Source organism: Streptomyces sp. NPDC058240, assembly GCF_042882135.1.
In the GTDB taxonomy this organism is placed as follows: Bacteria; Actinomycetota; Actinomycetes; order Streptomycetales; family Streptomycetaceae; genus Streptomyces.
The window spans coordinates 59,112-82,713 of sequence record NZ_JBHVWT010000022.1; the positions used below are offsets into that span (position 1 = coordinate 59,112).

Sequence of the window (23,602 nt, forward strand, 5' to 3'; positions counted from 1 at the left end):
AGCGGTGAATCGCGGGCCCGACCCAGTCCGCCGGCCCCGACCCGGGCGGGAGAGGTACGCAACAGTGCACGGCCGAGTCCGCTGGCCGGCCGGCTCAGCGGACTCGGTCGTAGACGAGAGACAACGTGCCGTGCTCGCCCGCGGCCTGGCTGACGAGCGCCCACCGCCCCGTGGGCAGGCCGTCGTCGAACAGGCGCGGACCGCCGCCGAGGAAGACCGGAAAGACCGTGAGGGCCAGCCGGTCGACCTTGTCGGCCGCCAGCAGCGCCTTGATGACGCTTGCGCTGTTGAGCACGAGGATGTCGCCGCCCTCGGTGGCCTTGAGGTCCGCCACCACCTCGGCGGCCGGCTTGTCGACGATCGTCGTCCGCTCCCACGGCGCCTGGCCGAGGGTGGAGGACAGGACCACCTTGTCGGTGTCGAGGAGCCACTTGGCGAAGCCCTCGTCGCGTGGGTCGACCCCTTCCGCGCCGATGACGGTCGGCCAGAAGCCGAGGAACCCCTCGGCGTTGACCCGTCCGAGCAGGGCCGTCGTCGCCGACTCCCGGACGCTGGTCATGTGGTCGCGGGCGACATCGGTGTGGGCGTACGGCATGACCCAGCCATTGTCCTCGGGGTCGCGCGGCCCGGCGTAGTGGCCGTCGAGGGAGAGGCTCATGTTGATGACGACCCGGCGGCTGACGGACTGCTCTGTCATTTCGTGCTCCTGATGTCGGTGTTGGTGTCGTGCTCGGTGCCGTCGTTGTCGTGCGAACCCGTGACGAGATCTGCCGCGAGCCTGTCGAGGCTCTGGCCGAAGCCGATCTCGATGCCTGCGACGAAGTCCGCGGATTCGACGGTGCTGTTGGTGATCCGCCAACGGACATCGAGGTCCGTGCCGGTGACGGTGGGCCGGAGGCCGAGGTCTACATGGGCGGTGAAGGCGAGCCCGCCGCCGGGAAGCAGCGGGGAGAGCCGGTAGGCGAGATGCTCACCGGGGCGTACGTCCTCGACGGCTCCCTCCGCGCGCCCGGCGACCGGGTCGGAGCCGTCCACGTCCTCCGCATCGCGGTACTCCTGGACGATCAGCCCACCCGGTCGCGCCTCGAAGACGAGCTCGGAGACGCGGAGGTCGTCCGGCGTCCACCACCGAGCGAGCAGCGAGGCCTCGGTCAGGTGATGCCAGACCAGCTCGGGGTGGGCTGCCAACGACCGGAGGAACCTGAACGAACGGCCGTCGGCCCATCCCGATTCCTGTGCGGCGAGCCGCTCCGTGTGGAGGCTGAGCCCGTAGCGGTCGTAGGTCGCTTGCGGGCCACCGGCCTGGTCCGCGGTGTCGGCGAGCAGGGTGAGCGCCGCCGCCAGGTCGCGCAGGGCGGCGGGCCGGAGTGCGTAGACGCGGCGCTGGCCGGTGCGCTGCGAGGTGACGACGCCGGCGCGCTCAAGGGTCTGCAGGTGTTTGGTCGTCTGCGGCTGGCGCGCTCCGGCCAGTTGGGCAAGGACACCGACCGGGCGCGGCCGCTCGGCCAGCAGGCTCACGAGCCGCCAGCGCGCCGGGTCGGCCAGGGCGGTGAGGAGTGCGTCCATGAGGGCGAGTATTCCTGGAGGAGAATATTCGCGTCAAGGAATATGTCGTGTTTGGGTGAGCTGGGCCGCGCCGGGCCGCGTTGTCGGCCGAGGCGGCCGGCCGGCGGGGGGGTCCGTCCGTCCGATCTCTTCTCCCGCATCGGACACGCGTGCCGGCCCGCCGGCCGGCCCCAACCGCCGCTATTCCGCTGAACAACTTCCTTGCCCGGCCTGCTCGATGTCGGCCGTCGGATACGGTGTCCGCTTGCTCTCGGAAAGCAGGCGGCGGTGGAACCCGTCCAGGACGACGGCAGTCCGGGCGTGCCGGTCGATGATTGTGGCGATCACGGGCGGACGCCCTCGGGCCTCTCGCCCGCGATCTAGTTGTGGAGAAACGCCTCGTGATCCACACGGCCGCGCAGACCGTCGGGCAGATGGTGCCGGAGCAGATGATTCGCGATGTAGTGGCCGTCATACGTGAGATGGTCGGAGAGGAACTCCGCCTCGATCCGCGAGAGTTCGAACCTTGAGCTCAGGGCGAGGCCGAAGTCCGCGAAGTAGATCGACCGGCCGTCGGTCAGGACATTGTGGAAATGGGCATCGAAGTGGACGAGCCCGCGGGATCTCATGAAGTCGGCTCCGCGCATCAGGGCTTCCTCCGCCCACGCGTACCTCGGGCCGTATTCGCCTTCCGGCGCGGCCGCCCTGCGGTCGCTGAGCCACGCGGCGAGCGTGTGCGGCACGTGTTCCAGGAAGATCACAAGACTGGTGGAGGACCGGCCGATGGCCTCCAGCCGCTCACGCACGGCTGACGAGCCCTCCCAGTGTGCGACCGCCCCGTCGATACCCCCGAATTCGTCGGCGAATCCCTGGGGCGCGCTGCGGCTGCCGAAGACTCCGCGTACTCTGCCCGGCGGCCCCGTGGGCATCGCCGCGCGCCTCGTCCTCCCGGGCATCGGCCTGTTCTCGGCGATGCTCGTCACCCTGCTGCTGTTCCTGATGAACCTGGGCGTCGAGTCGCTGTACCTACTGAGCACCGTTGCCGACCGCAGTCTGTACTCACTCGCTGCCTGAGCACCCCAAAAGCATGTCCTGACAAGGCAATTCGCGCTGCCCACGACGCAAGCCTGACGGGGCACCCGGCCGTGTCGTCTCCATGAGACCGCATGGTGGCCTGGGCGCGGACGACAGCGGCCGGCTGCGGCTGTCGCCCGCTCCATGCGCTGAATACCCGCCGCAGGATCAGGCGGAATAGCCCTTCGGCGGTATCAGGGTGGCGAGTTGGTCGAAGGAGAGCCAGTAGATCTGGTTGCCGCTGAAGGACGCCGGGTCGGCGATGAGGACGGTGCGGTTCGCGTCGTCGTACCCGATGACCGTGAAGTAGTGGTAGATCGTCTGGTCCGACGGATAACCGGGCGGCTGGTTCCCCGGCGGGGCGACGATGTTCGTCACCAGCGGGTAATTGTTGTCGATGTCCAGGACGATGTCGTTCCACAGCAGGTCCCGCTGGGCCTGGGTGGGTGGATCGTTCGGCATCTCCTTGGTCTCGTACCAGCCGGTCCCGAGGTTTGCGTTGAGCACGCCCGTCACCTGGCTGATGTGATCGGTGCCTGCCTCGGTCGTGCCGAGCTGCCGGGCCAGATCCGCCTGGCCGGGCGGGGCGATGCGCGCCGACAGTGCGATACGGGTAGCGGCGGGACCGCACCAGTAGCCGGTCTCCTGCACCTGGTAGTCGATCGGCAACGTGTGCGCGCTCGCCGTTTCCACACCACCGACCCGAAGGCGCGTGCCCGGATCTTGGTGTCCGCCGATGACCGGGGTCCCGGCCTTCGAACCGTGGGCGAGTACCGGCACCGAACCGGGGCGGGCGGCTTCCGCCTGGGCCGCGGCCGGGGCGACGAGCGTGCCGGCCGCGGCCAGGACGACTGCCGCGGCGAGGAATCTCTTGCGCATCGGGGCTCCTGATGGGAGGGGTGTGGGGGGAGTGGGGTGCGAAGTGCGGCGGGTGTGCAGGGCGCGGAGTGCGTGCACGGCCCGTACCGCGTGCACGGTGCGGTGGGGCGTGGGATGCCGTGGCCGACGCGGGATCAGGGAATCGGCGGGACGGAGGGGCTTTCGCGGGCCAGCAGGTCGCGGGCGAACGCTTCCCACTGCGCGTAACGGTCGGGATAGGCCGAGACCTGTACGGCCTGGCACACCTCGCCCGGCGGCATCGTCTCCCAGCCGTCGATCTGGATCAGCCCGGGGTTGCTGCCGAAGGGGGCCACACCGTAGAAGGATTTCGACGACGTGGCGACGTCGGTGATCTGCTCAGGAGTGCCCCAGCCGGTGCTGGGACGCTGCTGGAAGATACCCAGGGAGTCGTGGTCCACCGGCGTCAGGTAGTTGACGAACTTCGACTCCTGCATGGCCGTCATCAGCGCGATGACCTGGCCCTGTTCGGGAATTCCCGCTCCCTTGCCGACACCGATGACGGTGCGCGCGTTGGCGAGTTCCTCGGGTCCGAGATCGGTGGCCGTGCGGAATGTCCGGAGCAGTTCGGCATCGGACGCGTGTCGGAGGGCCGCTGCGGTCGCGCCGTCGACCTGTCCGCCGGCGGGCAGCCCGTGACGCTCCTGGAACGATGCCACGCCATGACCGGAGTCCGCCTTCCCGCTCGTGGCCGCGGCGGCGGTACGCGGTACGGGGGAGGCCTGGGCCACCCCGGGTGCGGCGAACAGTGTGCCGGCAACGGCGACCGAGGCGGCTGCGGCCGCAGTGCGGCCGAAGGCAGTGCGCAATGCCACTGCTTCATCTCCTTCGTGGGATCGTCGCCCCGCCCATCCGCCCCACGCGTGGCCCGTTCTGCTCAGGGGCCTTGGTGTCGCGGCATCGCTCGGCACGTCCGCTACGGCGAGGTACCTCGAAGACGCACTGGGGATGCGCCGTTGGGAAACCGAGCCATGGGCAGGTGACGGCGAAGGAGCGTGGGGAGAAGCGGTGGGGGAGAGACGGTGGGGGTGGGGGGATGCGTGTGCGACAGCTCGCCTCAGCATCCTTTCGTGCCCATGACAGGCGCAAGCCCCGAAAGCCCAGACTTACCGCTCGGTGCCGGGCGGCGCCGGCCAGTCCTCCGGGCGGGGCGTTCCGCCGCGCTCACAACTACGCAGCAGCGCACGCCCTTCCGCGGTCGCGACGTGCAACGACCTCCCGTCCCGGCGGACCGTGGTCACCAGGCCGGCCGCGCGCAATACCTTCATGTGCTGGCTGATCGCCGGGTGGGTCACCCCGAGGAGACGGGCCAGGCCGACCGTGGAGGAGCCGGTTCGCACCGCCTGGAGAACGGCGGCACGTGTATGCCCGAGCAGCGCACCCGGCACGCCGCCATCGGCTCGCTCCGGGGACGCGGGGCGGATCCAGTCCGTCGCGTGGTCGATCGGATACACCAGAACGGGGGGAAGTTCACCGTCGGCGAGCGTGATGGGCGTGGGCCAGCAGAAGAACGAAGGCTGGAGAGTGAGCCCGCGGCCGTCGAGGCGGAGGTGATGGTCCACGGGGTAGTCGGCCTCGAGCACCGGTGGCCGCCAGCGCAGCCGCGGACCGAGACTGGCCAACAGACCCTCCGTACCGCCGTCGAGCAGTCTGTGCAGACGGACGATGCGGTCGGCGTCGATGTGGGCATGGATACGTGGCCAGAACGGCGCCAGCGCTTCCTGGTGGTACGTGCGCAGGGCGTGCCCCAGTCGCAGGAGGATCTCACCGTCCCCACCCGCCAGCGCGTCCGTCCAGCCCGGAAGCCGGCGTGAAGCGGCGACCCGTGCCAGATCCCCGCGCAGGCGCGGACCAGGGGTACGCACCAGCGTGTCGACCGCCGACTGGAACGTCTCGCCGCCGCCCCGGGGTGGAGTGAGGAAATCCGGAGAACAGCCGTGAGGCGGCAGCAGCGCCGACAGGAACCGGCAACTGTCCGGGAGGCGCGGCCGGACCCACCGGCGCCATTCGCCGAACACCCCTTCTCCGTCGCGCCGTTGAAGTGTCTGCACACTGTTGCTGATCTCCCACAGATGATCCGGCCCCGAGGCGACGCGTACCCGCCCCAGGTCCTCGGACGTGAAGTACACCCGCAACACGACCAGTCCACCCCCGTACCCGACTCCATGGACACTCCGACCGACCGGAGCTGAGCTCCAGACGATCCCCGCACGGCAGTCTCTGTCAAGACGCTCGGCCCGCGCGCATGCCCCGTTCCGGGGTCCGCCGCTGGTACGGCATGCCGCACATCGCAACGGTCGGGGAGGCGAGCACCGCCTCGGGTCCGGCCGCCGGGCGCCGACCGCCGTTGTCAGTGGGATCCGGCAGACTTGCGATCATGTTCACAGGGATCGAAGGCCTCGACTGGGCGTCCATGGGCCATGCGTACGGCGATGCTTCGGACGTGCCGGGCCTGCTGCGGGGGGCTGGCGTCCGCCGATGCGACCGAACGGGAGATCGCGCTCGACGGCATGCACGGTGCGGTGCACCACCAGGGAGACGTGTACGACAGCACGGTCGCGTGCATCCCGTTCCTGTTCGAACTGGTCAGGACGGCAGGCCTGCCGGGGCGGGGCGAGATCGTCGAACTGCTCCGCAGCATCGACGGCGACGGCCGCGCCGTGGCGGAGATGTACTTCGAGTCCGACGACGAGGACGAGTACGCCGCCTGGGCCCGCAACCTCGCCCGAGCGGAGTCGGACACCCGGGCGCGCAGCGGACTGCTGCTGGATCTCCTCGACGACCCGGACGCAAGCCTGCGGCAGCAACTCCCGGGCGCACTCGTGTAGTTGCACGACGACCAGAGAGCGGTACTCACGGCGCTGCGCCGGCGGCTCACGGCCGAGCAGGACCCGCGCGTGCTGCGGGATCTGGCAGCCGCACTGGGTGAACTGGGCGTCCGTAACGCGGAGCTCGCGCCTCAGGCGGCGGACGCCCTGACCGCCCTCGCGCTCCCCGACACCGGCCGGACCGCACCAGGGCTGCGACTGGCGGCCCTGGTGCAGCTCGCGCGCTGCGCCCCCGGCCGGCTGCCGGAGCGGACCGTGGAGATGGCCATCGGCGTGATGCGGGAGGCACGGGAGGCGGAGGGCGCGGCGCGCGAGGACGGGGTGCCCGCCCCGGAGACGCCGACGATGATCTCGTACCTGCGTTGGCTCAAGGCATCGCATCGAGGCTCGGTGAAGGCTCCCTGGGCGACCGACCTGCTCAGGGAACTGCACTACGCCCTGGAGGACCGGGTCGCCGAACGATTCGCGCTGCTGGAGGACCAGTTGCGCAGTCCCGACTGGGGCCAGCGGCGCGAGGCGATCGACATGAGCGGTCTGCTCCTGACGGGATGGCGGGGCCCGCACGAGGAGCCCGTGCGGCTCCTGGGCGAGCAGCTCCGGGAGACCGAGCCCCGCATCGTCCGGTGGGCGGCCGCGGAGCTGGAGCGGTTGTACGCCATCGGCGGCCCGGCGGCCGATTCACTGGCCGGACGGGTGGCGGCCGGGCCGGGTTCCCCCACCCAGGCGCAGTGGAACGAGACTTCCTACGGGGCGGTGCTGAGCGCGCTCGCGGTGCAGGGTGACGCACGCGCCGTACCCGGGCTCGCCGAGGTGCTGCGGTTCGGACACGTGCCGGAAGAACTGGGCGACTGGATCGACCGGATGGGCCGGGAGGAGGCCGCCGCGCTGCTGCCCGTACTGCTCCGACGGCTGTCCTGGATCGACCCCGAGGACCGGCCCGAACGCACCGGGTTCCTGCTGGAGGCCGTGGCCGCCACCGGCTCGGCCGAGCCGGTGACACCGGTTCTCCGCCTCCTGCGAACCTCCGGGACCGGAGGGGCCAGGGTGCGGGGCGCCGCACTGCGGGCACTGGCACGGCTCGGCGCGACGGCGCAGGAGGCACTGCCGGAGCTGAGGGAACTGGTCCGGGACAGCGATCCACGCCACCGCGTCGACGCGGCTGCGGCGTTGTGGTCGGTCGGGGGCGAGACGGATGTCGCGCTGTCCGCGCTGTCCGAAAGCCTCAGGGCCGAGCGCTGGTTCCACCGACACGACGCGATGCGGGTGATCGCCCGCATGGGCACCGAGGCGGCCGGGCTGCTGCCCGACCTGCGCAGACTCCAGGAGTCGCCGGAGGAGAACGGCGGCTGGGTCGCGGGCACCCTCGCGGTGGCGCTGTGGCAGGCGGGAAGGGACCCGGAGGAGTCGATGCCCGCGCTGCTGCACGCGTGGTCGGAGCACCGGGACAATCGCCCCGACGTGGCCGAGGTGTGGGCGCGGATGGGGCCCGCGGCCGCCCCCGCCGTCCCGCTCCTCCGCCAGGAGCTCGCCGCCGCCCGGCGCTACGACAACACGGGCGGCACGGCCCGGAACCGCTATCGCTGCGCCAACGACGAACAACTGCTGCGCCACGGCCGCGCCGTGATCGAGCAGTGCGGAGGCCGGTAGGGCGTCATCGGGCGGCCCGGGTTCGAGCGACAGCGCCGCCATGTCCGCGATCGACGGTGGCAGCTCGTCCGGTCCGTGGTGCAAGGGCGATCTGCCGTCCGGGCGGGGACGGCGCTCCGAGAAGGCGTGGTACACCCGGCTGTTGATTTCGATCAGCGCGAGGAGGGGCCCGTATAACTCGCTCAGTTGCCGGTTGACCCGAGCCGGCCGCTCCTGGCGTTGTGTCAGCCGAAGACCGTTCAGACAGGTCACGAGGTGCCCGGCAAATGCCGGCCCGACAGTGATGATTGCTGCACTCATGGGCCGCCGCGCCAACCCCACGCGCTGCCTGCGGTGTCAAAGACGGGAAACCCACGAGACGGGTGGCGGTGGCGGTGGCGGTGGCGGATCAGGGCGGCGCCCCCCGGACAGCCGGGTCCCCGTCCCTCCACGGCCCGGCGGTGACGGCCCAGCCGCTGGGAGGAGTCGACGCGCTCGAGGGCGATGCGAGGGAGACCGGTACTCCCGGATTCGGTGAGGACGGGCAAAGCCACCGGCGCGTGCAAGGCGGGAGGTTGCGCCACGACACCGGGTCCTCGATCAGCGTGATCCGATTGCCATCGTGTTCGCCATGCGTCGCCATGTGCGGAGACGCCGAAGTCGGTCGGCCGAGGGTGTGTTCCACCTGGTGAGCAGGCGAAGACGACCGACCCCCGTCGAGACAGCCACCGCCCGAGCATGCTTTAACGCGTTAATTCATCGGCCAACGGTCTTGCAGGCCAAGGGTATTGACGCATTAATGACAGGGTCATACGGTGCGCACACGCTGTCCCCATCGAGCCGACGCCGGAGCGTATCCATGAAGCGCCGCACCTTCCTTGCCGGAACCACCGCCGTGTCCCTGCCCGCCATGACCGCCCTGCCCGCAGCAGCCGCCCCGGTCTCTGCCGCACAGCTCTCCGGTGACGACGCCGCCACGACCGTGCGCCTCGTCATCGACGGTGTGCCGCACGATCTTCCGCCGACCACGGTGTACAGGACGACGATCGAGGCAACCGACACCGCCGGGCAGGCGCGGGTCACCATGGTCGACGCGTACAGCGAGTTCTCGGTGGCGCTCCCCAGCCCGTACGAGCCGCACCTCGCCCGGGTTTCGGTGTGGCTCACCGGGATCGCACCGAAGAAGGGCAACCTCTGGCTGAAGATCTTCGACCAGGACAACGAGGAGTGGGGCACGCTCGCCAGCCGGGTCGACCCGACCGGTTTCGACGGGCGGACCCGCGTGACGTTCGAGCCGCAGCGGCTGGCCCGGATGACGTGGAGCGGGGTGGCCGACGGCAAGCTCACCTACCCGCTGCGCCGGCTCGTGCTCGTCTTCTTCCCCGACGACAAGCAGTCGGCCGATCCGTTCGTGTTCGACGTGGACTCCATAGAGGTGGTCGGCGACGGCGGGCCGGTGACCACCTGGAGCCGGGCCGGTGCGCTGGAACTGAGCAGCGGTGCGGACCGCGTCCTCGTCGACGATCGCGGCCGGCTGCTCGACTGGACATCCGGCGGCCGGGTCCAGTCTCCCGGTGTGCTGCCGCTCGCCGTGTACTACGACAACGGCACCGGTGTGTTCTCCGACGAGGCCGAGGTCGAGGTCACCCGGGTCGCCGCCGACGAGGCCGCGGTCCGTCTCAGCGTGCCCGGTTTCTTCACCGCGGACCTGACGGTACGGCTCCGCGCGGGACACCTGGAATTGCGCCCGACAGCCATACGTAACCTCTGGTCGCGGCCCATCCTGCGGGTCGCCTGCCCCGAAGTGGCCTACCGGGTCATCCCCGCCGACGGCACCATGCTCGGCATCGCGCCGAAGTGGGGCGGGCTCGCCCACACGCGCTCGGTGCTCGCCGGCGGCTTCTACGCCAACTACGGCATGCCGACCGCGACCCACGATCTGATCCTCTTCGAGGAGGACGACTCCGCTCTCGGCGTCTACTCCGTGCAGCCCGCGAGCGTGAAGCCGTTCCGCCCGACACAGTTCGGTTTCGTGGGCGGCCGGGCCCGCAACGAGGCGTTGACCGGGTTGATGCACCGGGTCGACGCCTGGATCGCCCCCGCCGGATCGGAGGCGCTCCCCGCGACCCGGCTGGCGGCCGGAGGCAGCGCCTTCGACCTGTTCGCGGCGTACCGGGCCGACAACAGGATGAACACCTGGCGCGGTCTGGCGGACAAGCTCGATCCGCAGCTGCGCGCCGGGCTGGCCAACGCGGTGCACCTCAAGGTGGACCTCTGGCAGCCGACCGGCGGCACCTCGGCGACAGGCCGGCCCGAAGTGGCGTTCGACTACTTGCGTGCGGTGCCAGGGGGGCCGTACAGCGTCGAACTCGCCAGCTACTACTCCGACGGGCAGCACGATCACCACTACCCGGACTTCCTCACCTTCGACTACCTCGGCGGGCCGGCGGAGTTCCAGCGGCTCATCGACACCATCCACGACCGGGGGTTCTACGCCAGCGCGTACACCAACCCGACATGGTGGCACCCCGACAGCCGGGCGGTGGCGGCGATCGGCGGCGTCGAGCGGATCGGGATCCGCGACGGACACGGCAAGCTGGTCACCAAGACGCACACCAACAACCTCGGGTACCTCATCGGCGGCTGGCGCAAGGCGCCCCGGGCGCTGATCCTCGACCAGCTCCGCACGTTCCGCGACACGTACGGAATGGACATGATGTTCCAGGACGAGATCGCGCGCCGGGAGTACGACTACGCGGCCGACTTCTGCGCGCCGCCGTACGCGTACTGCGAGGAACTGGTGGAGCAGACGGCGCAGTCCGCCGCGATCCTGCCCATCGGCACCGAGGGGGTCGGCGGTGACCGGATCTTCCAGAGCCTCACGTCGAGCCTCGGCTTCTACCTCAACACCATGCAGGGCGACCGGGCCGGCACGTACGACGGCCCCAACCGCAACGGCGTCGTCGTGCAGCAGTGGCCGTTGGGTACGGCCGTCATGCACGACAAGGTCGCGTTCTACCCGCACAACCTCGACCGCGGCGTCGACACGACCGAGAACCTGAGCTGGGCGCTGGCGTTCGGCCTCAACCTGCACTATCAGGCACAGCACATGACGGCGGACTTCAGGGCGGGGCGCGGATTCGAGTTGCTCAAGGGGCTGTCGCTCGTACAGAAGCGGGTCGCCGGCCGGTACTTCGGGCGGGCGATGACGGCGTTCCGGTACCTCACCGAGGATCTGAAGGTGTCGCGGACGGCGTTCGACGGGGGAGTGGAGATCGTTGCCAGCCACGATCTCCAGCCACGCGCGTTGCCGCTGCCCGGCAGCCTGGGCACGGTGACCGTCGCACCGCACGGCTTCGTCGCCAGTGAGAACGGCACCCCGACGTATGCACTCATCGACGACGCGCACCACCGGCCCGGGTACCTCGCGCGCTGGGCGGACGGCCGGTTCGTGCGCGAACTCGCTTGGTATCCGGCGGATCTGGCGGGGTACCGGTCGAACTCGGTGCACGCCGACCTCCGGCTCACCGCCACGCCCGCCGAACTCCCCGCGGGCGGCACCACCCGGGCGGCGCTGGCCCTCACCGCGTGGGACGGCACGCCGGTCGACCTGGCCGGTGCGGACATCACCTGGGAGCTCGACGGCCGGCCGATCGTGCGCCTGGACACCGACGACGACGGCAGCGTGTGGCTCGCGCCGAAGCAAGGCGCTGCTTCAGGCTGGGCAACGGTCCGCGCCGTCGTCACCCGTGACGGGGTACAGGCGTACAGCGGTGTCGAGTTGATCAAGATCACCGCCTGACCCGACGCGAGCCGGTCCCTCAGCACTCCGCTGCACGGCCTCCGCCGACCGCGTAGCCCTTCCCCACCCACCCGACCCGCCGGGCGCGTACAGGCAGACGCGTATTGGCGGTGGAAGTGGCGTGCTCCTCAGGGGGTTTAACGCATTATGGCTGCCCCCGGTCGCGGCTGTCGGCCGTTCTGCGCCGCGCATGCGGCACGGATCCCACCCCGCACCCGTGCCGGTTCGACAGTGATCCGTTCGCCGACGGAGGACGGAGCTATGTACGCGTCCGCACGGTCTCGGTCAGCCCCGGCCCGTCACCGGTCCCGGAGGCGGAGATCGCGGTCAGCACGGCCAGAAGCGCCGCGCTCCCGGTGAGGGAGAGCGCCTGTCCCCAGTCGACGTCCAGCACTCCGGTGGTGTCGAGTCCCAGCGTCGCGATGAGGGTCTGAGCAGCCGTCCGTAAGGTGCGCTCCGCCGTGGCCGTCCAGAAGGCTTTCGTGAACATCGTGGCGGTCATCAGGACTCCTCGGCGTTGTCGACACCGGCGACGGCACGCTCGATCGCGGCCTGGACTGCGGCGACGACGGTCTCCGAATCGGCGCCCGTGCCGACTTGACCGGCGAGCGCGGTGATCGCAGCAGTCTGGGCGGCCATCCGCTTGTCCATGGACCGGATGCGGGCCTGCATGTCCTTCAGGATGGACTGCGGCTGCCACGTCGGATTCGTCGAATGGTCCGCCGCGTCCGTCGGGCCGCCGATCGCGTCGGTCTTCCACACGGCGTCGAAGATGTCGCGCTTGGTGATTCCTGCCATGGGGTCCTCCTCGTGGTCGGAGCCGGGGTTCCAGCTCGCGGGGTGCTTGAGTCGCTCGGAGACGTCGGTGCGGAGCTTGGCCATGGTGAAACCACGGGGGTCGATCTTGTCGTTCGACCACTCCAGGTGGCCGATCACGGACTTCGCCGACCATTTGTGCGCCCGGCACAGGGCGGCCTGGACGCGGACGATCGCGTCGTACTGGGCGGCCGGCCAAGGGTCCTTGCCGTCGCCGAGGTTCTCGCACTCCCACCCGTAGAACCTCGCGTTGCCGTCGACCCCGTCGCTGTTGCCGCGAGTGGGCGGAGTCGGCCGGGTGCCGTACGACTCGGCTATGACCTGCTCCAGCACCTTGGGGTCGCCGCCGCCGGCGTGATTCGCGCGGCCCCAGCCGACCATGTGCACCCGGCCGTCCTTCGCGATCATCCCGTGGCACAGCGGACCTGGCAGCTCCGGATAGCCGTCGCGGACCATCTGAACCGTCGCCGCGGTGCCCTTGGTCACGGTGTGGTGCACGATGCTGCCGTTGACCGGGCCCCACGGGCCCTTCGAGTTGCGGTTGTGGGTACGCCAGTTGCCGACCTCGACCACGCGCACGCCCTCGGCGCGCAACGCCTTGAGGACAGCAGAGGCGGACAGAGGAGTAGCCATTCGTTTTCCTTTCAGCCCGAGGTGTACGAGACGTTGCGGACCTTGCCGGTGAACCCGTTGTTCGTGCTGCTGTCGATCGACTCGACCGTCTCCACCCAGAGGCACCGACCGCGCAACGTGGTGTCCGCCGCCGTCACCGTGTACTTCGTTTCGCTGTTTCGTTCGCCACCGTTCGCGCGAAGGGGAGTTGGGCCGTGGTGACATCCGGATCCATAGGAGTTTCATACCCCTGCGACGGCTTCCGGACTCGACCGTGCGGCCGGCAGTGTCTACGACTCGTCAGCAGCGAACGAGCGCAGACAGTTTTCAGCGGGAGGTACGGGCTCGGGGTGGGCGTGGACGATGAGGGCCTTCACGTCGTGCTCCTACGGGTGGTGGGACGGCGCGCGGTGGAGACCGCGGCGGTGTTCGCGCCGACGATCACGGCGATGGCGAGCCAGGCGAGGGAATCGAGCCGTTGCCCGAGGACGACGAGGCCGGTCAGGGCCGCGAAGACCGGATTCACGCTCATGAACACGCCGAAGAAGTGCGCCGGAATGCGGCGCAGCGCCAGCAGGTCGGCCAGGAACGGCACCACGGAGGAGAGCACCCCGGCCGCCAGCGCGCAGCCCAGCGCCGCTGTTGTGGGCGGGCGGTGCCACAGCACCCACATGCCGACGGGCAGGTAGAGGGTGCCGGATACGGCCGCCGCGGCGGCCGAGCCTTCCAGGCCGGGCAGGCGGGCCCCGACCGTCCGGTTGAGCAGGATGTAGCAGGCCCAGCACGTCGCGGCCAGCAGAGCCAGGCCGATGCCCAGGTAGTCGGTGGACGGCGTGGGACGCGTGAGGACGGCCACCGCGCCCGCAGCCGCCACCGCGGCAACCAGGTCGATGCGGCGCCGGGACCCGGCCAGGGCCACAGCCAACGGGCCGAGGAACTCCAGCGTGACCGCCAACCCGAGCCCGATCCGCTCGATCGCCGTGTAGCCCGCACGGTCACGGGCATAGAGGGCGGCGAAGGCGGTGAGGCGTTCGGCGGGGTCGGCGGCGTCGATGCCGCACAGGCGGGCGATGCGGCCCAGGCGGTAGTCCACCGTGTTGGGGTGCAGGTTGAGGTGGGCGGCCGTGGCCCTGCGGTCGAATCCGTGACGCAGGTAGGCGCGCAGGGTGTTCTCCCATTCGGGGTGACCGTCCAGCGGCTGCAATCGTCGGAGCAGCAGGTCGCGTCCGGGGCCGGGGCGGGTGAGCTGGTAGGTGACGACGACGTCGTCCAGTACCTAGGCGCCGGGAGGCTGCCCGGTGGCCAGGGCGATCTGGAGGATCTCCTCGCTCTGGGCGCGGGCGTCGGGAACGGCGTCGGGGGCTGCCTCGACGGCCGCCGCGTGCACAGGGGCCGCTATCAGCGTGGTGAGCCGATCGGTGAGTTCACACAGGAGTGGCTTGGGACTGCCGCCGGATCCCGGTGCCAGAGGCACGAGAGCGGTGGCGGCCGGGTCCTGGACCAGGGCCAGCGCGTCCTCGCCGGCGTGGTCGGCCAGGACGCGGCGGATGGCGTTGGCGCGGCGGTGCCGGGTGATCTCGGGGGCACGGCCGGGGTCGGTGGCGCCGGTGGGCGGTGCGGAGCCGAGACGGAGGCTGAGCACGAGGTAGCGCTCGGGCAGGGTGATGCCGGCGAGTCTGGCCGCCGTGTCGGGGCGTTCACCGGTGAGCAGGGCGCTGTAGAGGGCGTAGCGGGCGTCGCGTTCGCCGGTTCGGATGCGGGCGGCCTCATGCTGGAATCCGCGGACCACCAGGGTGGTCACCTGAAGCAGATAGGTGTGCATTGCGCTGGTCAGCCGGATCAGACCGATGTGGTCGGCGGGCAGGCAGCGGCGGGCCACGGCCTGCCACAGTGCGTCCATGCCGATCTGGTAGTCGCGCAGGAGGTGCTTGATCGGGTCGCCCTCGCCGGCGCGGCGGGCTGCCGAGGCGACCAGGTCGGCGACGTCGTCCTCTTCGACCCGGGTGCTTCCCCTGTCGATGGCGCTGATGAGCGCGTCCACGTTGTACGCGACGATCCAGCGGAGTTCGGGGTTGCGGCGCCGGAGGGGGTCCGGCGCCTGGCCTTCCTGTTCGGCCAGGGCGTCGAGGGCGCACGCGATGAGGTCGTCCCGGTGCGCGCGCAGCCATGCGGCGGCCGGGCGGCCTTCCAGGACCGGTCGCCCGCCAGGAACATGCTCTGGAGATGTCACAAAGATGGTCCTCTGTACTTCGGGGATCCATGTCTATTCGTTGTGAGTTTACCGGTGCATGCTGGCGCTGTTCCTCGTACATCAAGGGAGAGTGCCGATGCAGGCAACGAATCAGACCTGGTCACAAGGCCGGGTGCGCGCCGAGCCCGTCCGCCCTGTCGATGCCGACCGGTTCCTGTCCGTCGAGGTACTCACGGCGTGGCAGCGTGCCCTGGACGAGAGGGGACTGCGCGCCACCGGGTCGGCGGCGCATGCCGAATACGTCGGTGACCTCGCCCGCCGCCTCGCCGAGGTGGGCGTGTCCGACGTGGCTCTGGAGGCGGTGCCGATGCGCCGCTGGACCGCGCGCGAGTGGGGGCTGCGGCTCGCCGGTCCGGCCGGAGAGCCGGCGGTGCAGGTGGTCAGCCCGGTCGCGTACTCGGGACGTACCGGTCCCGGCGGTGTCACCGGCCCGCTGACCCTTGAGCCGCAGGCCGGCGGGATCGGCGTGGTGGGCGTTCCGCTTCCGGCATTCACGGCAGGGGACTTCGACGCGCTGGACTGGAGCGCGCCCATACCATCGGTGGCCGAGCCCGCCTACGCCCCCGACCAGCGCTACGAGCGGGTCTGGCTGGCCCACGACCTGATGCGCGCCGAGCTGGCGCGCTTCGAGGCGGCGGGTGCCGCCGGCCTCATCATGGTGATCGACCTGCCCGAGGCCGAACTGGGCAGCGGATACCTCCTCTACGACGGTGTGCACCGCGGTATTCCAGCCTTGTTCGCAGGCAGGGACAGCGGCCGTGTGCTGCACGAGGCCGCCCGGCAGGAGGCGGGGGTGACGCTGACCCTGGTGGCGGACGTCGAGCGGGTGGACACGCACAACATCGTCGGGATCATCCCCGGCGCGAGTGAGGAACTGGTGGTGCTGCAGTCGCACACCGACGGCAGTAACGGCCTGGAGGACAACGGTTGCGAGGCGATCCTCGCCATGGCCCACCACCTGGCCCGCATCCCGCGACAGGAACTGCCCCGCAGCGTGCTGGTGCTGCTGTCGACGGGGCATTTCGCCATCGAGGAAGCCTGGGGTCTGGAGGCATTCCTCGACCGGCACCGGGACGACGTGGTGCCCCGCATCGCCGCAGCACTCTGTCTGGAGCACCTCGGGGCACGAGTCGCGCCCGCCGGCCACAGCGATCATGTCCCCGGTGTGGAGTACGAGTTCGGGGCCTGCTTCGCCACCCCGCACCCGGCCGTCATCGACAGCATGCGGGGCGCCCTCGTACGCGCCCGGGTCACCGAATCCAGAGTGCTGCGCCCGTTCGTCCCCGACACCACGGGCCGCTCCCCGGACGGGACCACCTGGCCCGGCGACGGCGGCCCCTTCTGGCACACCGCCGGCCTGCCCGCGGCGAACTTCATCACCGGCCCCGGCTACCTGCTCAACGTCCAGCCCGTGATGGACCTCATCGATGTCGCGGCACTGCGCCGCCAGTCCATCGCCTTCACCGAGGCCGTCCTGGAACTGGCCGCCGCCCCCTGGCACGAGCTGCGCGAGCGGGCGCCGATCCTCACCAACCTCCGGCGGCAGGAAGAGGCACCGCGATGAGCGAGGCGGAGCCCCGGCACGCGGAGCCGGCCCGAGATCCGCCGACTGCCCCTGGGCGCCCCATCCGCAAGCCGGCCACGAGCCCGGCAACAGCGCCACCTCGCCGCCGGGTCCTTCGGCTCGCCCCGCCCTCTTCCGCCCCGACCGTCCTGCCCGGAGCCGCTCATGTCCACCTCACCACCCACGCCGCAAAACCCCTGGCGTACCGCCGTCGTGGCGGGAATGGCCTCCTATCTCGATGCCGGAGCCATCGTCACCACCGGCACCGCCCTGGTGCTGTACGCACCGCACCTGGGCCTGAACGAGGCCGCCATCGGCCGCATATCGGCCCTGCTCACCTTCTGTTTCGCCCTCGGCGCGCTGACAGGCGGTCGGCTGGGCGACCGCTTCGGCCGCCGCCGTGTCCTCACTCTCACCCTGCTGCTCTTCCTCCTCGGCACCGCACTCCTGGCCGGCGCCACGGGCCCCGCCATGCTCCACGCGGGCGTGATCGTGGTGGGCCTGGCCATCGGCGCCGACCTGCCGGTCTCCCTGGCACTGATCGCCGAAGAGGCTCCACCGGGGCGCAAGGGCCGCATGATCGCCCTGTCCGGTCTGCTGTGGGCCGCCGGCATCGTCGTCGCCACCCTGTTCGCCATCTTCGTCTCACCACTGGGCGAGCTGGGCGCCCGGCTCCTGTACGGTCAGCTGCTGCTGGTCGCGGTGATCGTCCTGGCACTGCGTACCACCCTGCGCGAATCCGCCGAATGGACCGCTGCCTGACACAGCAGCGACAGCCGGACCGCAGACGGTCAGGTCGAGGAGATCCGCCTGGGCGCACTGCGACAGGTGTTCACCCGGCCGCTGCTGGCCACCACACTGGCCACCGGCCTCTACTACGCGTTGTGGAACCTCGGTGCCAACACCAACGGCCAGTTCGGCGACTTCTTGTGGGTCAGCCTCACCGATCACAGCGTCCAGTCCGTGACCACTCTGAAGGCCGCCGCCATCCCCGTCGCACTGGCCGGTCTGCTCATCTTCATGCGGGTCGCCGACCGCCCGGCCCGCCGCCCGTGGTTCATCGCCGGAACCCTGCTGGCCCTGACCGGCTACGCCCTGCCCGTCCTGGCCGGACCCACCCCTTTCACATTGGCCGCGCTCCTGCTGCTGACCGCCATCGGCGCCGGCGCCTCCGGCGAGACCATCTACAAGGTCTGGAGCCAGGAACTCGTTCCCACCTTGCTGCGCGGCACCGTCCAGGGTGTCACCATGGCCTTCGCCAGGCTGCTCGCCGCAGCGTTCGCCGTCATCACCCCCACCCTGGCGACCAGCAACAGTCGCGTGCTGTTCACGCTCAACCTCCTCTTCGCGCTCGCCGCGGCGCTCATCGGTCTGCTGTGGATCCCCCGCCTGCCCGGCGCTGTCCCGACCCGGTCCGAGACGGCCCCGGACGGCACGCGGATCCCGGCCGGCACAGCGCCACCGACCGGCCCCTGAGCGGACGTACCACCGCACCTCGGCGCACAGCCTGCTCGCGACCGCACTGGCGACCGCCCTCAAGGGTCCGTGTCCGCGCGAGGAGCGTACGATCGTACGCTTCAAGGTGTACGATCGTACGCATGCCGACGAACCACTTCGCTGACGACCCGCGCACCAACCTGGAGCGGATGCTCGCGGGCGACCTCTACATCGCCGATGACCCCGAGATCGCCCGGCGCCAGCAGCAAGCGATGAAGCTGGCCGCCCGCTACCAGGCTGCCTACATCGAGGACGCCGACAAGGCCCGGCCGCTCCTCGCCGAACTGCTCGGCTCCGTGGGGGAGGGCGTCGACGTGCGGCCGCCGCTCTCCGTCGACTACGGCAGCAACATCACCATCGGGGCCCACACCTTCATCAACTTCAACCTGACCGCACTGGACGTCGCGCAGATCGTCATCGGCGAGCACTGCCAGATCGGCCCGAACGTCCAGTTGCTCACGCCCACCCACCCCGTGGAGCCGCAGCCCCGGCGGGACAAGCTCGAGGCCGCACGCCCCATCACCATCGGCGACAACGTCTGGCTCGGCGGCGGCGCCATCGTGTGCCCCGGGGTAACGATCGGCGAGAACTCGGTGATCGGCGCCGGCGCGGTGGTCGTCAAGGACATCCCCGCCAACGTCGTCGCCGTCGGCAATCCGGCCCGCCCCGTCCGCGAGCTCTGACGGCGCTCGCATGGCCACCGGACGTGCGGACCCGCAGCGGCGCGAACGGATTCTCGCCGCCACGCTCGACCTCATCGCCGACGAAGGCGTCGCAGGCGTCTCCCACCGCAAGATCGCTGTCCGCGCCGACGTGCCGCTCGGCTCGATGACCTACCACTTCACCGGCATCGACGAACTGCTGCGTGAAGCCTTCACGCAATTCGCCGACCACATCGTGGCCGGCTTCGACATCTCCCTCGGCCGAGCCGACAGCCTCGAAGAGGCCCGTGAGGCCGTCACCGACCTCATCCACACACTCTCCGAGGGGCCCCGTCGCGACCTGATCCTCACCCAGGAGCTCTACACCCTCGCCGCCCGTCGCCCGGAATACCGGCAGCTGTGCCAATCGTGGATGCGGCGAAGCCGCCGCATCCTCGAACGGCACTTCGACGCCGTCACCGCACGCCAAGTGGACGCGCTGATCGAGGGGTTGACCCTGCACCGCGCCCTGGACGACGCCCCCCACGATCGCGAGCCGACGCGCCTGGCCGTCGCCCGCATCACCACCGCGGCATAGCCGCCCCCGGCAGCCCGTGGGGTGCGGACCTGACACCGCGCTCCACGGGCCTCATCACGAGCAGACCGGGGACCATGGCGTTCTCCCGCCCGGCTGCACAACGCGACGAGGTCACCGCGCTACGGACGAAGCCGGCACCCGCCCCACAGGCCAAGCCCGAACGCTCGCCCTCCTGCGGATTTCCCGAGGATTCCCCGACGAGACGTTGACCTTGCCGCTGGCGGCAGGGTTGCACGATCACTGGCATGAACAGCACCCCGTCGCAGAGCAGCAGGATCGTCGCCGTCACCGGAGCCGGCACCGGCATCGGTCGGGCCACCGCCCGTGCCTTCGCCGCCGACGGCGCCCACGTGGTCGCGATCGGACGGCGAAGCGAACCGCTGAAGGAGACCGCGACCGGGCATGAGCGGATCACGCCGCTGCCCGTCGACATCACCGCCGAGGGCGAGCCCGAGCGGATCGTCCAGGCCGTGTTGGAGACGTACGGCCGATTGGACGTGCTGGTCAACAACGCCGGCATCGTGCGCAGCGGCGCCCTCGGCACGCTGACGCCGGAGATGATCACGGCTCAGCTTGCCACCAACCTCGTCGCCCCAATCCTGCTGGCCCAGGCCGCGCTGCCGTCCCTGGAAGCGTCGGGCGGAGTGATCGTCAATGTCAGTACGTCGGTGGGGCAGCGTGCTTGGCCCGGCAGCTCGGTCTACGCGGCGACCAAGACCGCCCTGGAACTGCTGACCCGCAGTTGGGCGGTCGAGCTGGCACCCCGCGGGGTGCGGGTGGTCGCGGTCGCCCCCGGCGCGATCGACACCCCCATCGGCGAGCACCAGGGCCTGACCCCGGAGCGGATGACCGCAGTGCGGGAGTGGCAGGTGGCGCACACCCCGCTGGCCCGGATCGGCCGCCCCGAGGAGGTGGCCTGGGCGATCACTCAACTTGCCGCACCGGCTGCGTCGTTCGTCACCGGAGTGGTACTCCCGGTCGACGGCGGAGCGGTGGTGGCGTGATAGGAGTGACCCGGGAGGTGGAATGGGTGCGGATCGGTGAGCTGGCCGGCGCGACCGGGACGACCGCTCGTGCGCTGCGGCACTACGAGCAGTCCGGGCTGATTTCCTCGGAACGGGCCTCCAACGGCTACCGCGTCTACGACGAGCGGGCCGTGCTGCGGGTCCGCAATATCCGCTACCTGCTGGCCGCCGGGCTCACGCTGGACGATGTGCACGTGTTCCTGCCATGCCTGGACGGCGATGTGGCTGCCGCACCGCCCTCGGACAAGGGTCTGCGCGTCGCGCTGGAACGGCTGGCGGTCCTCAACGAACGGATCGCCGCCCAGTCCAAGGCCCGCGACCGACTGGAAGCCGCGCTCCGGGAGAAGACCAGCGATCGGATCCGCCCGCCGGCCTGAATTGTCGAAGGCAACGATGATCGCCTGGTGTGACAACGCCACAAGAGCTGAGCCGGAACCCGAGACATGACCGGCAGTGCACGGGACGGCCCGCCGCTGTGACTTCCGTTCCAGTGGTCGTCGAAGCGGGCCAGGCCGAGGTCAGTCGGCTTCGGTGGAGTCGAGATGACGGGTGTCACCGAGGCTGACGACTTGGCGGTTGTGGAAGAAGTCGTCTTCGCGCAGCGTGGTGATGCTGCCGGAGGGCGCCCGGAAACTGGCATATCCGGCCGACTCGATCGGCATCCTGATCCAGGACGCCACGACGAACGTCAAGGAGCCGCCGTGCGTCACGATGACCTGGTGCTCGCACGGGCTCCGAAGGATCTCGTCCATGGCCGCGTAGATGCGCTGCGCGCACGCCGCCTTGGTCTCCGCGCCCTCGACACCCTCGTCGTGTTCCATCCGCTCCCCGACAGCCGGCGGCGGGACGAAGCGCTGGTCCAGCCACTCCTGTGGCCTTCCTCCCGCTTCACCGTACGATTTCTCCCGCAGCCTACGATCCAGGGCCGGCTTCACACCGATCAGTTCCGCCACCTCCTTGGCCGTCCGCAGGGTGCGCTGCAGATCCGAGGTGAACAGCTCCACCTCGGCGTCGTCCGGGACTTGGGCCCGTAGCGCCTGGGCAATGGACCGCGCCGCACGGACACCGGCGGGCGTCAGTTGCGAGTCGTGCCACCCGCCGACGACTCCCTCGACGTGGTGCGTCGCCTCCGGGTGAGTGATGACGTAAAGAGTGCGCATGAGTGCGTGCCCTCCGGTAGTTGGTTTCCTGCCTGACTGCAGTTCGCAACCATGGGAGAGACCGCTCGGAACTATCAAGCGGGTGCTTCGGCACGTGCACGGGTGCTGGCGAAGCGGTCTCACACCGTAGGACCAGGGCTCAGCCGTGGCGGGTTGCCGGCAGCAGTCCGACGCGACGGTCGAGCGGCGCCGATTCCGGGTGCGCACGGACGGGGGATTGCTGAGATACTCCCGGTATGCCGATTGTTGAAGTGTCGCCCGGAGTGTCCATCGCGTACGAGACCTTCGGCGATCCCTCTGATCCGGCTGTCCTGCTCGTGATGGGTTTCAGCGCGCAGATGATCGCCTGGCACGAGGACTTCTGCCGCGCACTCGCAGAACGTGGACGTTACGTGATCCGGTACGACAACCGTGACTGCGGGCTGTCCACCAAGTTCGACGATCACCCCGTCGACATGGGCCGGTTCACCGACACCGTGAGCTCGGGAGACATCGCGTCCGCCCTCGCGATGGTGCCCTACACCCTGAAGGACATGGCCGACGACGGCCTCAACCTGCTCACCGCGCTCGGAATCGAACGAGCGCATGTGGTCGGATCCTCGATGGGCGGCATGCTCGCCCAGACGATGGCCATCGGACAGCCGACGCGAGTGCTGACCCTGACGTCGATGATGTCCTCGACCGGCGAGTCCGACTACGGCCGGCCCAGCGCCGAGGCCCAGGCAGTGCTCCTCCGCCCCAAGCCATCGGATCGCGAGGGGTACATCGCGGCGGCGGAACGGGACCTGGTGTGGGCCTCCAAGCGTTACGGCAACCCGGCGTTCCTGCGTGAGCTGGCCGCCGAGAGTTACGACCGCGCCTACTACCCGGCCGGAGCCGGACGGCAACTCGGAGCAATGATCCTCAGCGGTTCACGCGCCGACGCACTCCGCGGGCTTCGAGTGCCGACCTTGGTGATTCATGGTCTGGACGACATCCTGACCGACCCCAGTGGTGGGAAGCGCACCGCCGACCTGGTGCCCGGAGCGAAGCTCCTGCTGCTCCCCGACATGGGGCACGACCGACCCCGCGAACTCTGGCGCGAGATCATCGACGCCCTGGACGCGCACACCCGCTGATCGCTCCCTCACCTTGGGGCTGTCCGGCGGATCATGGCCGGGGTCGCGCAGTTACGTACGCATTGAGCACACGGTCCAGGAGCGTGCCCGCCCCACCAGCGCGATGGCTGTCCCGATCCCCGCGATCACCAGCCCGATCCCGCCGAAGATCAGGGGCAGCAGCCACAGCGAGGCGAACCCGTTGATCCGCGCGTCCTCGGGGGAATCCGAGCGGTACAGCACCTCGACCCGCTCACCCTGCTCGTACGACGGTGGATTGGAACCCGTCGAGCTCCGGAACGTCCTCGGCGTACCGTCCGCCGAGGTGAACTCGACCACCGGGTACGCCACGGGCCTGTCGTTCTCCCGCTTCTTGCGGAAGGCGCCGTTGTGGTCGTTCCGCCACTCCAGCGCCACCACTGTGCCCGGGGCGCGCTCCGCGTCCGTCAGGAACGAGGCCGACACCCCCGCCAGGATCAACCCGACGACCAAGAACAGCGTCCCGAACGTAATCGTCCCGAATGTGATCCACCAGCGGGCGCCCCGCCCACGCACCTGAACCTGCACGA

General features: G+C 70.2%; 24 protein-coding genes and 1 pseudogene. 12 read left to right on the top strand and 13 right to left on the bottom strand.

The genetic code is table 11. From position 1 onward, the window contains the following. Nucleotides 1–94 precede the first annotated feature (94 nt). The 3 genes and pseudogenes from ACFVX4_RS27895 to ACFVX4_RS27905 form a co-directional block, all read right to left on the bottom strand. On the bottom strand, nt 95–697 hold the full coding sequence (locus ACFVX4_RS27895) for a dihydrofolate reductase family protein (protein WP_389981934.1): 603 nt from the start codon (nt 695–697) through the stop codon (nt 95–97). Beyond that, a complete protein-coding gene (locus ACFVX4_RS27900) occupies nt 694–1,566 on the bottom strand; it encodes a metalloregulator ArsR/SmtB family transcription factor (RefSeq protein ID WP_389981936.1) in 873 nt (290 codons plus the stop codon). The genes ACFVX4_RS27895 and ACFVX4_RS27900 overlap by 4 nt, the downstream gene beginning before the upstream one ends. Nucleotides 1,567–1,746: 180 nt before the next feature. Further along, nucleotides 1,747–2,426: pseudogene (locus ACFVX4_RS27905) on the bottom strand (protein kinase family protein); the annotation flags it as partial. 40 nt (nt 2,427–2,466) lie between these two features. Between ACFVX4_RS27905 and ACFVX4_RS27910 the strand changes: the two are divergent. Then, on the top strand, nt 2,467–2,619 hold the full coding sequence (locus tag ACFVX4_RS27910; RefSeq protein ID WP_389981938.1) for a hypothetical protein: 153 nt from the start codon (nt 2,467–2,469) through the stop codon (nt 2,617–2,619). A 168-nt stretch (nt 2,620–2,787) separates the two neighbouring features. Here ACFVX4_RS27910 and ACFVX4_RS27915 read toward each other — a convergent pair whose 3' ends face one another. The 3 genes from ACFVX4_RS27915 to ACFVX4_RS27925 form a co-directional block, all read right to left on the bottom strand. Further along, a complete protein-coding gene (locus tag ACFVX4_RS27915; RefSeq protein ID WP_389981940.1) occupies nt 2,788–3,498 on the bottom strand; it encodes a C39 family peptidase in 711 nt (236 codons plus the stop codon). Nucleotides 3,499–3,632: 134 nt separating this feature from the next. Beyond that, the gene (locus tag ACFVX4_RS27920; protein ID WP_389981942.1) at nt 3,633–4,331 is read right to left on the bottom strand and encodes a peptidoglycan-binding protein; all 699 of its coding nucleotides are present in this window, start codon (nt 4,329–4,331) and stop codon (nt 3,633–3,635) included. 291 nt (nt 4,332–4,622) lie between these two features. Next, the gene (locus tag ACFVX4_RS27925) at nt 4,623–5,654 is read right to left on the bottom strand and encodes an ArsR/SmtB family transcription factor (RefSeq protein ID WP_389981944.1); all 1,032 of its coding nucleotides are present in this window, start codon (nt 5,652–5,654) and stop codon (nt 4,623–4,625) included. A gap of 294 nt (nt 5,655–5,948) precedes the next feature. Between ACFVX4_RS27925 and ACFVX4_RS27930 the strand changes: the two genes are divergently transcribed. The 3 genes from ACFVX4_RS27930 (at nt 5,949) to ACFVX4_RS27940 (ending at nt 11,772) form a co-directional block, all read left to right on the top strand. After that, entirely contained in the window at nt 5,949–6,344 is a 396-nt protein-coding gene (locus ACFVX4_RS27930; protein ID WP_389981946.1) for a hypothetical protein, read from the top strand. Further along, complete coding sequence (locus tag ACFVX4_RS27935; protein ID WP_389981948.1) at nt 6,345–7,991, top strand: HEAT repeat domain-containing protein; 1,647 nt, start codon at nt 6,345–6,347, stop codon at nt 7,989–7,991. A gap of 838 nt (nt 7,992–8,829) precedes the next feature. Then, nucleotides 8,830–11,772, top strand: a complete 2,943-nt coding sequence (locus tag ACFVX4_RS27940) for a hypothetical protein (RefSeq protein ID WP_389981950.1) — start codon at nt 8,830–8,832, stop codon at nt 11,770–11,772. Between the two features lie 259 nt (nt 11,773–12,031). Here ACFVX4_RS27940 and ACFVX4_RS27945 read toward each other — a convergent pair whose 3' ends face one another. From ACFVX4_RS27945 to ACFVX4_RS27965, 5 genes are all read right to left on the bottom strand, one after another. After that, nucleotides 12,032–12,274, bottom strand: a complete 243-nt coding sequence (locus tag ACFVX4_RS27945) for a holin (RefSeq protein ID WP_389981952.1) — start codon at nt 12,272–12,274, stop codon at nt 12,032–12,034. Beyond that, the gene (locus ACFVX4_RS27950; protein ID WP_389981954.1) at nt 12,274–13,221 is read right to left on the bottom strand and encodes an N-acetylmuramoyl-L-alanine amidase; all 948 of its coding nucleotides are present in this window, start codon (nt 13,219–13,221) and stop codon (nt 12,274–12,276) included. Before ACFVX4_RS27950 ends, ACFVX4_RS27945 begins: the two co-directional genes overlap by 1 nt. A gap of 11 nt (nt 13,222–13,232) precedes the next feature. Next, nucleotides 13,233–13,358: a hypothetical protein gene (locus ACFVX4_RS27955; RefSeq protein WP_389981956.1), complete on the bottom strand. Its 126-nt coding sequence runs from the start codon at nt 13,356–13,358 to the stop codon at nt 13,233–13,235. 215 nt (nt 13,359–13,573) lie between these two features. After that, nucleotides 13,574–14,404, bottom strand: a complete 831-nt coding sequence (locus tag ACFVX4_RS27960) for a helix-turn-helix domain-containing protein (RefSeq protein ID WP_389981958.1) — start codon at nt 14,402–14,404, stop codon at nt 13,574–13,576. 72 nt (nt 14,405–14,476) lie between these two features. After that, a complete protein-coding gene (locus tag ACFVX4_RS27965; protein ID WP_389981960.1) occupies nt 14,477–15,430 on the bottom strand; it encodes a hypothetical protein in 954 nt (317 codons plus the stop codon). Between the two features lie 97 nt (nt 15,431–15,527). Between ACFVX4_RS27965 and ACFVX4_RS27970 the strand changes: the two genes are divergently transcribed. From ACFVX4_RS27970 to ACFVX4_RS28000, 7 genes are all read left to right on the top strand, one after another. Continuing rightward, entirely contained in the window at nt 15,528–17,015 is a 1,488-nt protein-coding gene (locus ACFVX4_RS27970) for a hypothetical protein (RefSeq protein ID WP_389981962.1), read from the top strand. Nucleotides 17,016–17,180: 165 nt separating this feature from the next. After that, nucleotides 17,181–17,777: an MFS transporter gene (locus ACFVX4_RS27975; protein ID WP_389981964.1), complete on the top strand. Its 597-nt coding sequence runs from the start codon at nt 17,181–17,183 to the stop codon at nt 17,775–17,777. Nucleotides 17,778–17,843: 66 nt separating this feature from the next. After that, nucleotides 17,844–18,491, top strand: a complete 648-nt coding sequence (locus ACFVX4_RS27980) for an MFS transporter (RefSeq protein ID WP_389981966.1) — start codon at nt 17,844–17,846, stop codon at nt 18,489–18,491. Between the two features lie 122 nt (nt 18,492–18,613). Continuing rightward, nucleotides 18,614–19,195 (top strand): sugar O-acetyltransferase, encoded by a 582-nt coding sequence (locus tag ACFVX4_RS27985; RefSeq protein WP_389981968.1) that lies wholly within the window; start codon nt 18,614–18,616, stop codon nt 19,193–19,195. Nucleotides 19,196–19,205: 10 nt separating this feature from the next. Then, nucleotides 19,206–19,751, top strand: coding sequence for a TetR/AcrR family transcriptional regulator (locus tag ACFVX4_RS27990; RefSeq protein WP_389981970.1), 546 nt, complete (start codon nt 19,206–19,208; stop codon nt 19,749–19,751). 245 nt (nt 19,752–19,996) lie between these two features. Then, a complete protein-coding gene (locus tag ACFVX4_RS27995) occupies nt 19,997–20,755 on the top strand; it encodes an SDR family NAD(P)-dependent oxidoreductase (protein ID WP_389981971.1) in 759 nt (252 codons plus the stop codon). Nucleotides 20,756–20,781: 26 nt separating this feature from the next. Further along, nucleotides 20,782–21,153, top strand: coding sequence for a MerR family transcriptional regulator (locus ACFVX4_RS28000; RefSeq protein ID WP_389982012.1), 372 nt, complete (start codon nt 20,782–20,784; stop codon nt 21,151–21,153). Nucleotides 21,154–21,294: 141 nt separating this feature from the next. Here the strand turns inward: ACFVX4_RS28000 and ACFVX4_RS28005 are convergent, their stop codons facing one another. Beyond that, the gene (locus ACFVX4_RS28005) at nt 21,295–21,936 is read right to left on the bottom strand and encodes a histidine phosphatase family protein (RefSeq protein WP_389981973.1); all 642 of its coding nucleotides are present in this window, start codon (nt 21,934–21,936) and stop codon (nt 21,295–21,297) included. Nucleotides 21,937–22,172: 236 nt separating this feature from the next. Between ACFVX4_RS28005 and ACFVX4_RS28010 the strand changes: the two genes are divergently transcribed. After that, nucleotides 22,173–23,054 carry an alpha/beta fold hydrolase gene (locus ACFVX4_RS28010; RefSeq protein ID WP_389981975.1) on the top strand — a complete coding sequence of 294 codons (882 nt, stop codon included), beginning with the start codon at nt 22,173–22,175 and terminating at the stop codon, nt 23,052–23,054. A 51-nt stretch (nt 23,055–23,105) separates the two neighbouring features. Here the strand turns inward: ACFVX4_RS28010 and ACFVX4_RS28015 are convergent, their stop codons facing one another. Next, a complete protein-coding gene (locus ACFVX4_RS28015; protein WP_389981977.1) occupies nt 23,106–23,600 on the bottom strand; it encodes a DUF3592 domain-containing protein in 495 nt (164 codons plus the stop codon). Between the last annotated feature and the right edge of the window lie 2 nt (nt 23,601–23,602).